The organism is Helicobacter sp. 16-1353, from assembly GCF_003288815.1.
Classification (GTDB): Bacteria; Campylobacterota; Campylobacteria; order Campylobacterales; family Helicobacteraceae; genus NHYM01.
Genome location: NZ_NHYM01000001.1, coordinates 273,142 through 285,356 on the forward strand (window position 1 = coordinate 273,142; position 12,215 = coordinate 285,356).

The 12,215-nt window shown below is 27.7% G+C and carries 9 protein-coding genes; 8 read left to right on the forward strand and 1 reads right to left on the reverse strand.

Annotated features, from left to right (window positions below; all coding sequences use genetic code 11):
- Nucleotides 1-46 precede the first annotated feature (46 nt).
- The 3 genes from CCY99_RS01300 (at nucleotide 47) to CCY99_RS01310 (ending at nucleotide 5,292) form a co-directional block, all read left to right on the forward strand.
- Nucleotides 47-1,471, forward strand: a complete 1,425-nt coding sequence (locus CCY99_RS01300) for a Do family serine endopeptidase (protein ID WP_112059606.1) — start codon at nucleotides 47-49, stop codon at nucleotides 1,469-1,471.
- A gap of 268 nt (nucleotides 1,472-1,739) precedes the next feature.
- The gene (locus CCY99_RS01305) at nucleotides 1,740-4,838 is read left to right on the forward strand and encodes a hypothetical protein (protein ID WP_112059607.1); all 3,099 of its coding nucleotides are present in this window, start codon (nucleotides 1,740-1,742) and stop codon (nucleotides 4,836-4,838) included.
- Complete coding sequence (locus CCY99_RS01310) at nucleotides 4,822-5,292, forward strand: methylated-DNA--[protein]-cysteine S-methyltransferase (protein ID WP_220092220.1); 471 nt, start codon at nucleotides 4,822-4,824, stop codon at nucleotides 5,290-5,292. The genes CCY99_RS01305 and CCY99_RS01310 overlap by 17 nt, the downstream gene beginning before the upstream one ends.
- Here the strand turns inward: CCY99_RS01310 and ruvC are convergent.
- Complete coding sequence (ruvC, locus tag CCY99_RS01315; protein ID WP_112059608.1) at nucleotides 5,289-5,768, reverse strand: crossover junction endodeoxyribonuclease RuvC; 480 nt, start codon at nucleotides 5,766-5,768, stop codon at nucleotides 5,289-5,291. The two genes, CCY99_RS01310 and ruvC, sit on opposite strands and share 4 nt — an antisense overlap.
- A gap of 58 nt (nucleotides 5,769-5,826) precedes the next feature.
- Here ruvC and dnaA point away from each other — a divergent pair, with 58 nt between their 5' ends.
- From dnaA to CCY99_RS01340, 5 genes are all read left to right on the forward strand, one after another.
- Nucleotides 5,827-7,146 carry a chromosomal replication initiator protein DnaA gene (gene dnaA / locus CCY99_RS01320; protein ID WP_112059609.1) on the forward strand — a complete coding sequence of 440 codons (1,320 nt, stop codon included), beginning with the start codon at nucleotides 5,827-5,829 and terminating at the stop codon, nucleotides 7,144-7,146.
- A gap of 171 nt (nucleotides 7,147-7,317) precedes the next feature.
- Entirely contained in the window at nucleotides 7,318-8,418 is a 1,101-nt protein-coding gene (dnaN, locus tag CCY99_RS01325) for a DNA polymerase III subunit beta (protein ID WP_112059610.1), read from the forward strand.
- A gap of 12 nt (nucleotides 8,419-8,430) precedes the next feature.
- The gene (gene gyrB, locus CCY99_RS01330; protein ID WP_112059611.1) at nucleotides 8,431-10,740 is read left to right on the forward strand and encodes a DNA topoisomerase (ATP-hydrolyzing) subunit B; all 2,310 of its coding nucleotides are present in this window, start codon (nucleotides 8,431-8,433) and stop codon (nucleotides 10,738-10,740) included.
- Between the two features lie 90 nt (nucleotides 10,741-10,830).
- Nucleotides 10,831-11,037: a hypothetical protein gene (locus CCY99_RS01335; protein WP_112059612.1), complete on the forward strand. Its 207-nt coding sequence runs from the start codon at nucleotides 10,831-10,833 to the stop codon at nucleotides 11,035-11,037.
- Nucleotides 11,038-11,352: 315 nt separating this feature from the next.
- Nucleotides 11,353-12,215 (forward strand): hypothetical protein (locus tag CCY99_RS01340; RefSeq protein ID WP_146744916.1); only part of this gene is annotated, 863 nt, incomplete at its 3' end.

Sequence of the window (12,215 nt, forward strand, 5' to 3'; positions counted from 1 at the left end):
AATTAATATATAATTAACAAAAATTATCAATAAGGAAAATAAAACAATGAAGTGTTTATATATTTTAGTTATTCCATTTTTATTTTTAAGTGGATTTACTTTTGATGAAATGCCTTCTATATCAAAAAGAAATGATGTAGGTATTTCACAAAATTCTATACAATCTTATAATAGTGCAATTAGCGAAGTAAAAAAAAGCGTAGTAAATATTTCTACACAGAAAAAAGTATCAAATAACATAGCAAATCACCCAATGTTTAATGACCCAATATTTAGGCAGTTTTTCGGGGATTTATATAATAATATGCCACAAGATAGAATCGAGCGTTCACTTGGAAGTGGTGTAATCGTATCAAAAGACGGATATATCGTAACAAATAACCATGTAATAGAAGATGCAGATAAGATTCTAGTTTCACTGCCAAATAATTCAAAAAAAGAATATGAAGCAAAACTAATAGGAAAAGACCCAAGAAGTGATTTAGCTGTAATCAAAATCAATCAAAATAATTTACCTTATGCAAAATTAGGAGATAGTAATGACTTAATGGTAGGTGATATTGTATTTGCCATAGGGAATCCATTTGGAGTAGGTGAGAGCGTTACTATGGGGATAATATCAGCATTAAATAAAACCGAAATGGGGATTAATGATTATGAAAATTTTATCCAAACAGATGCTTCAATAAATCCGGGTAATTCTGGAGGTGCTCTAGTGGATAGTCGCGGGGCTTTGATTGGGATAAATACTGCGATATTATCACGAACAGGTGGAAATCACGGCATTGGATTCGCAATCCCTTCTGATATGGTAAAAAAAATCACAACAACATTAATTGAAAAAGGAACTATTGAGCGAGGTTATTTAGGTGTTGGGATTCAAGATGTAACAGAAAATTTATCAAATCTATATAATGGAAAAAATGGTGCTGTTTTAGTAAATGTAGATAAAGATGGAGCAGCAGCAAAAGCTGGTTTAAAAGTATGGGATTTGATTGTTGCAATAAATAATAAACCTATATCAAGTGCATCAGAATTAAAAAATACAATAGGTTCATTTAGTCCAAACGAAATAATCAACATAACATATATGAGAAATAAAAAAGAATATACAACTAAAGTAAAATTAGGTAAATCAGAAAGTGATACAATAGCACAAACCCAAACAAAGCAAAATAATGGTAGTGCAAAAAATTCAAATTATGGTTTAAGTGTAGAAAATATCACAAACCAAACTAGACAAATGTATAGATTACCAAATAATCTAAATGGTGTTATTGTAAGTAGCGTAGAAGAAAATAGTAAGGCTGATAATGTAGGATTCGAGAAAGGTGATATAATTTCTCAAATTGAAGATGTAGTAATAAATAATATAAAAGATTTTAATACAGCAATGACAAAATATAAAAATAAGCCAAAGAGAATCTTAGTTTATCAACAAACAGGTGCAAAAACCTTAGTTTTAGATTAATAAAATCCAAATATTTAGAGAGTTAGATTCTAACTTTCTAAATATAAGATTTATATAATTTAGCATCATATTTGAAAATTATCTATAAATAGCTATTTCACGGAAAAATATAGATATTTAATGTAATAAATCCAAAAATACTTAAATAAATGTTAAAATTTTTAACTTAAATGCAAGAAAGTGCGATATTAACTTAACAATTTTTAAACTATTTCAATACAACTTTAGGTAGAATCCATAGTTTTAGATATGAATTTAAGGGATTGCAATGTTACGAATAATTTTATCATTATGTTTTTTTACACTTTTTGTGTTTGCAGATAGCTGCGATTTTAGTAATAGCAAGCAAAAAGACTGCGAACTCGATATTAATAATCCTCCAATTTTATTACATAAATTTATAGATGAAAATGACAATGTGTCCTTAGAATATGGGGCTTGTATTTACGATGGCAAAATCCAAATATATGATGAAGAATACGATGTTATAAATTGTTCTATGGTTGAAAACAATAAAGGATTTTTAACAGAAGGTGTTATTTTTGAAAATACGATAGATTCTAATAATGATATAAATTATAAATTAACTACAAATAAAAATATAGAGCTCAAAAATGACAATATTTTATTGCGTGTGGCTGGGGATTTTGTATTAGATAGTGGAATTAGGATAAATACCCAACAACCAAAAAATTTAATTATAGAGATAGTAGAAGGAACAAATGGTAAAAGTAATATAATCTTACAACGAGGGGCAAAACTAGGTGCTGAGGGCATTATTATGCCTGATGGTGAAAACTCAACAATAACATTAAATACATTCTTCGGTGGCATTTATGAAGAAGATTTTATAAACACAATCAATGAAACAGAGCAAGATAAACGCGGAAATATGGAAACAATTATCAATGTGGATAATATTTTTTCCTTATCACAAGATGGCGAAGCAATAAATCCATATAATGGCAATGTAGTATGTGGTCCTGAGGTGAATCCACTTGATTTGAGCAATAATCAATATATTTTAAAAAGATTATATAGTGTTAAAAATGATTCTAAAGATTCCCCAAATGATGAAAATTCTATATGTGAAGTAAAAGAAGGTAAATGCTTTGATGGAATCCTTGCTTATAATGATATTGATATACAAAATAAAGATTATAAAATCGCTACTGCAAAATTAGATATTATACCTAGTTATGGTGTTTTTATTGAGAGTGGAAAAATCTATTTACAAGATGGTTCTCAAGCCAATTTGAATGATATGCTTCCAAATGCAAATATTCTTAGCCAAAATGATGGACAATGTGGAATCCCTAATAAAGTAGCATTTAGTCAAGAAGTAATAGATTTATATAATACTACAATGATAGCAGAAGCTACACCACAAGAAAAACAAGAAAGTAATGATATAAATATAGAAGAGCCACAAGAAGAGTTAAGTGATAGTTTTATTGATGATGAACCTCTTGTTGAATATAAAGATAATATTGCAAATCAAGATGAAATTAATGTAGCAAAAATCGATATAAATGATGATTTTTTAATTATAGAAAAAGAAAATTTTGATAATTTTAATAAAATTTGCAATGGAGATTTGCAGTGTTTATCCAATCAATTATTACCTTTTGATAAACTAATTTGGAATAAACTATCATCAAATAGCAAGGTAAATTCAATCTATATTCTTAATCTCACAAATGATAAATTAGATGTAATCTGCAATATTACAGATTATTATGGAGAAAATTTAGAGATTTCAAATAATCTTGATTCCAATAATATATTAGGAACAATTGATTTAAAATTTCCACAATCTAGCAATGAAACACAAATCACTTGTAAAAGCACAAATACAACAAAACAAACAAATAAAATAAATGTTACTCCTGCAAAATTTGTTTTAAATCCAATTTTTGAGGATTCTGACTCACTAAAAGCAGGTGTAATAAATATTATATTTGAAAATTCAAAAGCACTTAATCTTGAGGGTGAAATTGATAGTGGATTTAATGGAAATTTAATTGCAGATTCTAATAGTTTAGAATTTAAACAAAATAATATGTGTTCTTCTCCAAATAAAGAAGTTTTCATACAAAAGCCAATGACAATAAGCTTTGAGAATGGAGAAATGATAGACAACAAAGCAGAATTTATTGCAAATACTATTACAAAAGGGAAACTTAATATAAATTTTAATATAGAAAATAATACTGATTTTTGTTCAAATGATAATCCAAATATGCCAAAATGTATAAATGCAAATATATCAAAAGATATTAATGTTATTCCAGCTAATTTTATGATTAAAACAGATATTATTTCACCTTACAAAATATCATATTATGGGCAGATTGATGATAGAAATACATTCAAATTTAACCCAATATTAGATATTACATTAAATGCATTAAATAATAAAGATGAGATTATAGATATAAATCAATCTTGTAATTATGGTTCGATACAACTTGGTTTAGATTCTAATTTGTTAGTGGAATTCAAACGAAGTGTAAGCGATAGATTAAATTCAAAAGTTAATATATATTTAGATGAGTTTGATGATAAACAAACTGCTAATCTAAGTGTTTATTTTGGGATTACAAAAGTTGCTGATAAATATAATAATTTAAGAAAAATAAAACAAAATGATTTAGTTGAACCACAAGAAATAAAACTAACTGATTTATCATTTAATGCAAAATACAAAACGGGTAATAAATTTTATGATTATAATGATTTAATTGTTTATGATAGATTAACAGATGATTCTAAACCTATAAGCGTTATCATTGCAAGAGGAAAAATGCAAGTAGATAATACAATTAATGATTCTGGAGAGGAAAACGCAGTAATAATAAAATATGAAATATATTGTGAAACTTGCGATACAAATATATTGGCAAAATACTTAGAAGTTAATAATATGGAGATGGATAGCCCAAATTGGTATATAAATACAAAACATCCTAGTGATTTTTATCTAAGTGATAAATTTATTAAAACAAATCTAAATATTCAAAATTCAAATAAAGCATTTGAAGGAATGCAAAAAATAATTTTTACAAATAATGTTGCTGGAAATTATAATGTTACAATCGACCAAACATATTCAGGATTCGCTCCATATTTGAATTATAATAAAGATTTTAAAAATATCTATTTAGGAAATTCATTTGATGTTTCTATTAAAATCAATCAAATAATGCAAAATATAAAACCTGAAATAAAAGAGGAAGAAACTATAGAACCTCCAAAAGTAGAAATTAAAGAGAAAAAACAAGTAGTTTCGAAAAAACCTGAGGTAAAAAGCCCAAAACCTAAAGCAAAATCTCCAAATCAAATTCAACTTGACATTGAGGATTAAAGAGATATTTAGGGATTTATATAGAAGTCCAATTGGATTATTAGAAATAATAGCTAATAAAAATGCTTTGCTTGTAGTTAGTAAAATAAATTTATTAGATTCTAATATAAATCCAAATGAAATAACTAATAAAACAAAAAACCAACTAGAATCTTATTTTAATAAAAATCTAAAAAATTTTGATTTGCCACTAAATCCACAAGGAAGTAATTTTAATAAAAAAGTTTGGAATGAATTAATTAAGATTCCCTTTGGAGAAGTTAAAAGCTATAAACAAATAGCTCAAAATATAAATAATCCAAATGCTTATAGAGCCGTTGGTAATGCAAATAATAAAAATCCAATTTTGATTATTATTCCTTGTCATAGGGTTATAAAAAATGATGGTTCAATAGGCGGATATGCATTAGAAATAAATATAAAAAAACAACTTTTAGAATTAGAAAATAATTAAAGTATATTTAATTTAATATGATTGTAATGAGTTATAGCAATCGCCATTGCATCTGTTATATCAAGTGGTTTTATATCTTTTTTTATTCCTAGCATTTTTTTTACCATAAATGCGACTTGAGTCTTATCTGCTTTTCCATTTCCTGTAATTGATTTTTTAACTTGAAGTGGTGTATATTCATAAAAATTTCCTAATTCCTGAATAATCTTAAAGCTAATCGCTCCTCGAAATTGTGCTAGTTTAATAACTGTTTTTGGATTATATGCATAAAAAATATCCTCAATCGCCACAGAATCTATCTTATAATTTTTTAATACTAAATTTATTCCTTCATTAAATTCACTTATTTGATATTGAAGTTTATTTTCCTTTATCTTGATAAATCCAGCTTCAAGTAAAGAAATTTTATTTTTTTCTCCATTTATTATTGCGTATCCACAATTTTTAGTTCCCGGGTCAATTCCTAAAATATTCACAAAATTACCTTTATGATAAAATATCATTTATATATTTATAACACATTTTGGAGATTATATGATTTGGGATATTATACTAAAAGAATTAAAAAAGGAAATTCCGCTAATAGATTATAATCGATATATAAAAAATCTAAGATTCGATGAAAAAAATTCACAATCTGATGTGAAAGTTTTAATTACTGATAATATTTATATTGCAAATTGGATTAAAAGAAATTATACAAATAAAATAGCCTCTTTATTTGAAAATGAAACAGAAATAAAACCCACAATAAAAATAAATGTTCAAAAAAATTATGAAAATACCAAAAATACTAAAACAAATTACGATATAAAAATTATCCAAAATAATCAAAAACAATCAATAATAAATCCCTCTTATACATTTGAAACATTTGTAGTAGGAGAATCTAATAAATTCGCATTCAATGTATCCGAAAAAGTAGCACAAAATCAAGGAAAACTTTATAATCCACTTTTTATTAGTGGAGACACTGGACTTGGAAAAACCCATCTCTTAAATGCTATTGGAAACTATAATATAGGTAAAAAAAATATTATTTTAATTACTTGTGAAGAATTTTTAAATGATTTTACAAGCCATCAATTAAATAAAACATTTGATAAATTTAGAGCAAAATATAGAAATTGTGATTATTTATTAATCGATGATATTCAATTTTTAGTTGGGAAAACGCGAACACAAGAAGAATTTTTTTATACTTTTAATGAATTAAAAGAAAATAATAAACAAATTGTTTTAACTTCAGATAAACAAATTAAAGATTTAGAAATTGTAGAGAGATTAAAATCAAGATTCCAGAATGGAGTAACCGCACAAATACAACCTCCAGAATTAGAAACAAAAATAGCAATTATAAAGAAAAAATGTGAATTGGATTTAATCCAATTAGACGATGAAATAATAAATTACATCGCAACAAATGTGAATAATAATATAAGAATAATAGAAGGCATATTAATGACAATAAATTCATATGCTTCCATTATGAATCAAGAAATAACACTTGATTTTGTAAAAAATTCTATAAAAAGTTATAAAAACACAAACACAGAAAAAATAAATCTCGAAGAAATAATAAATATAACAGCAAAATCACTAAATATAAAAACAGCAGATATAAAAAATAAAAAAAGAACAAAAGATATTTTATTAGCCAAAAAAATAGTAATTTATCTTGGACGAACACTAATTAGAAATTCAATGACAGAATTAGCAAATTTCCTAGATTTTAAAGACCATAGTTCAATAAGTAAAGCAATGAAAAAAATACAAGAGGAAATAGAAAATAATAATGAAATAAGAATAAAAATCGAGGAAATAGAAAATAAGATAAAAGATTCCAAAAAATAAATAATTTTATAAGTGAATTTATGTGAAAATACAATACAACTTTTTCACAATATAAAATATATAAAATAAGTAGTCATATTAGTAAAAATTAGACTTTTTCACATAAATCACAATTATACTAATAATACTAAAAATATTTATATATTAAAATTTTCAAAGATAGGAATAACAATGAAAATAACAATAAATAAAAGCTTATTAGAATCTATAATAAGTAATTTCCAACCATTTTTAGAAAAAAGAGACACAAGCCAAATAACTTCGCATATATTAATAGAAACAAAAAAAAATGAAGTTATCCTAAAAGCAACAGATTATGAAATGGGCATAATAACTAGAATCAAAGATGAAAATATCCAAGAAGAAGAAAAAATAACAGTAAATGGAAAAGATATTTTAAACATATTAAAAAATCTAAAAGACGATAAAATAACCATATCAAACAATAATGAAAAATTAGAAATAAAACAAGAAAAAACAAAAATAACATTACAAAGCTTCATAGGAGATAATTTCCCAGAATTTCCAAAAGATTATAAAAATTCCCAAATAAATATAGATTCAGCCAATATTATAAATTCATTAAAAAAGATTTTTCCAGTAATCGAACCAAATAATTCAAAAATGGAAATAAGAAATGCATTAATTGATATTAAAGAATATAAATTTAATTTCGTAGCCACCGATACAAAAAGATTAGAAGTTATAAGCTTTAATAATCCATCTGTCGAAAAAATATCTTTTATGTTTCCAAGAAAAGCAATAATTGAGATTCAAAAATTCTTCAATGAAAAAGCAAATATCTATTTTAGCGACAACAATATAATAATAGAAAATGAAACAAATACATTTTTCACCAGAATCCCAAATGGAAATTTCTTAGATTATGAGAGAGTTATTCCAAAAGATTCTCAATTAAAATATAAGATTCAAATAAACAAAGAAAAAATGATTGAATCATTAAAAATCATAAATTCTATTTCAAAAAAAGTAAAAATTATTTTTTCTAAAGACAAAATAACATTCGAATCTGTTAGCGATGGAGATTCCCAAGCAGTTACAGAAATTGATATTGATAAGGAATTAAATAAAAATTTTATAGATTCAATAGAAGAAAATATAGAAATATGCGTTCTCTCTCAACATATCTTAGAATATATTAAAAATATTGACACAATTAATTTTGAATTTGGAATCAATGAAAATAAAAATTCCGCTTGTGTATTAAAAAGCGATAATTTTATTTTAGTAGTTATTCCAACACTCATATAATAGGCAATTTTAATGAATAATTATAGTTCCAAAAATATCAAGGTTTTAAAAGGCTTAGAAGCTGTCCGCACTCGCCCGGGAATGTATATCGGCGATACGAATGTAAATGGGCTTCATCATATGGTTTATGAAGTTGTCGATAACTCAATCGATGAGGCAATGGCTGGATTCTGCTCGAAAATCGATATTACGATAACCAAACATGGTAGCGTTATTGTCAAAGATAATGGACGAGGAATCCCAGTAGATATTCATGAGGAAGAAAAGATTCCAGCTGCAACTGTGGTTTTAACTGTGCTTCATGCTGGAGGGAAATTTGATAAAGATACTTATAAAGTTTCCGGTGGACTTCACGGCGTGGGCGTGAGTGTGGTAAATGCCCTAAGTAAAAAGCTTATTATGACAATTTATAAAAATGGCAATATTTATCGCCAAGAATTCAAAGAGGGAATCCCACAAACACCACTTGAAATCATCGGCGAAACTAAAGAAAACGGCACTACAATCGAATTTATACCAGATGATAAGATTATGGAGGTTACCACATTTAGCACTGAGATTCTTAAAAATCGCTTTAAAGAAATGGCATATCTAAATAAAAATATTATGATAAATTTCATCGATGAAAATAGCGATTTTAATGAATCTTACCACTTCGAGGGCGGTTTGGTGAAGTTCGTCGAAGATATTAACGAAAAGGAATTTATCTCTCAAATTGTAAGCTTTAGCGATAATGATAGCGAGGTGGAAGTCGATATCGCACTTGCTTATAATAATACCTATAGCGAGAAGCTCCTAAGCTTTGTAAATAATATCCGCACGATTGAGGGTGGGACGCATGAAAGTGGATTTAGAATGGGGCTTAGCCGAGCGATTATGAATTATATTGAAGCTAATGCGAATCCTAGAGAAAAAGATTCTAAAGTGCAAGGCGATGATATTAGAGAAGGACTCGTGGCAATCGTTTCTGTAAAGGTTATGGAGCCACAATTCGAGGGGCAGACAAAAGGAAAGCTTGGAAATTCATTTGTTCGCAATATCGTTCAAAAAATCACCTATGAGAAAATATCAAAATTCTTTGAAGAAAACCCAAATGACGCAAAAATCATAATGCAAAAAGTCATGCTTGCTGCAAAAGGCAGAGAAGCCGCAAAAAGAGCTAGAGAGCTAACTAGAAAGGATACAAATTCTTTCGGCACTTTGCCCGGGAAACTCGCTGATTGCCAGAGTAAAGACCCAAGTATATCTGAGATTTTCCTAGTTGAGGGAGATTCCGCTGGTGGTAGTGCGAAAACTGGGCGAGATAGGACTTATCAAGCCATTTTGCCTTTGCGGGGAAAAATACTAAATGTCGAAAAATCGAATATTAATAAGATTCTAAAAACCGATGAAATTATAAATATGATAACTGCCTTTGGTTGCGGAATTGATAAGGAATTTGACATTGAAAAGCTTAGATACCATAAGATTATTTTGATGACGGACGCTGATGTCGATGGAAGCCATATCCAAACGCTACTTTTGACATTTTTTTACAAATATCTTAAGCCATTGATTGATAACGGACATATTTATATCGCTCAACCACCGCTATATCTATTTAAAAAAGGCAAAAAGGAAGTTTATCTCAAAGATGAAAAGCATTTAAGTTCATTTTTGATTGAAAATGGCATTGAAAATTTCAGCTTTGATGGCATTGGAAATAACGAGCTAATCGATATTTTAAAGAATATTTCAAATTATCGAAGCATTTTAAAGCGACTTGAAAAGCAGTATTTTTCGATAAATATTATTAGATTCCTAATTGAAAATGAGAATCTAGAATCCCTAGAACTCCCACAAATCGCCGAAAATGTGGAAAATTACTTGCTAGATATTAATTGTAATATCTTAAATAAAATAAATGGCGAAGAATCTATTATGCTTTTCGTTCAGACTAAAACAGGCTTACAAGAGCTAAATCTAAATAAAAGCATTTTTGAAGACCCACATTTTATCGACGCCAAGCGGATTTTTAATAAAATCAAAGATAGAGATTTGATATTTTTAAAAGATAGGGATTTAATCGAGTTTTTAGAACAGATTGAGGAAAGTGCTAAAAAAGGTGCTACAATCCAGCGATACAAGGGCTTAGGTGAGATGAATCCAAATCAGCTCTGGGAAACCACGATGACGAAAGAAAATCGCTCTCTTCTCCAAGTTAAAATCGACAGCGAAGAGGAAAGCGATAGAATCCTAACGCTATTTATGGGAAGCGAGGTCGAGCCAAGACGCGAATTTATCCAGCAGCACGCAAAAGAAGTGAAAAATTTAGATATTTAAAGCAAGATTAAGGATTTTAAAATATATTTGCTTTGGGCGTGAGATTAGATTCTTAATCTCCGTCTAAACTTTAAAATCTTTGGAAAAATTATGAATGAAAATAAATATAAATTATTTATGTTTGGCTTTGGAATCGAGCTTAAAAGCCTAGATGATGTAGAAAAGCGACTTTCTCAAATCCCCACAAATAGAGCAGAAGTCGAGGGCATCGACCAATGCTACCTAATCGACCTAAAAACAGGCGAAAAATACCAAATAAATTTTGATAAGAAAAAATACTTTGTGAAATTTAAATAAATTATATTACTTATAAATCAGCGGATTTTCTAAAATTAAATTTTTGTGTTACAATTTGGGATTTTAATTTTAGGAGAATAGAATGTTTACAAATATATTTAAATCGCAAATAGGGGGGGGAGTAGAGAATCTAGCAAGATTCTTAAATCAAGCTTAAGATTTCATAACTCCATAAACTTCACAAAATCTATATCATTCATCGCACTTTTTGCGACACTCACGCTTCCGCTCCACGCCCAGGACATTACGATTTACGGCACTATTGATGAGTTTAGGCTCTTTGAAACTTCTATAGATAGCCTAAATAATTATGGGGTGATTAAAAAATTCCAGCCGGGAGATGACGGCAGTGTTGCTTCTATTGATAATCTCAACAATCAAGGCAAAATATTATTATCTTATGTTGATTATGCGTTGGGGAAACTATACGCCCATATACACGATTTGGGACTAGGTAAGCCTATAAATATCACAAACTATCATTTGATTTTAGATAAGTCTGCTAGTGATTTTAATAGCTTTAGCTTTGGTGGCTGGAGTGGTAGTAATTTTCCAACTGGGGTGAGTGAAAATGACCTATCACATTTGATAATCAATTCTAGTGATGTAACACTAAAAGATTCTAGCTCTAAGATTCTTATTTCTCTTGGCACAAATTTCGAAATAAATAAAGATTATAGCTTAGATAAACTCATACTTACTAGTCAAGGAGCAAAGTATGATTTGACTTACGCAAATGGCGATTCCGTAAGTGATTTATTCTCACATTTGGTTATTAATGGTGTGGATAACTCGCTATTAGATTTAAATAAAAATGGCAATTATTTTAATATAAGCACGAATAATGTATCAAGTAAGGCAACAGATTCCGTAGGTAATGCCACAAGAAAGTCAAATATATCAAATGTAAATATCCTAACTTCCCATATTAAAGCAAATGTATTTAAAAGTGGATTTGGGGGATTTAATGGAAATCTTGCAAATATAGAATCTAATAAATTACAGAATCTAGAATCTTTAAGAATTGCGAAATTAAGAGAAAGTTTAGGTAAGAATCTAGAATCAAAAGACCTAGATTCCTTTAAATCAAATGATAGATTCTATTACAACAACACAAATGATACACAAGATTCCATAGTTGATTTGAATCTATCAAATACACAAGATTCACATAAATA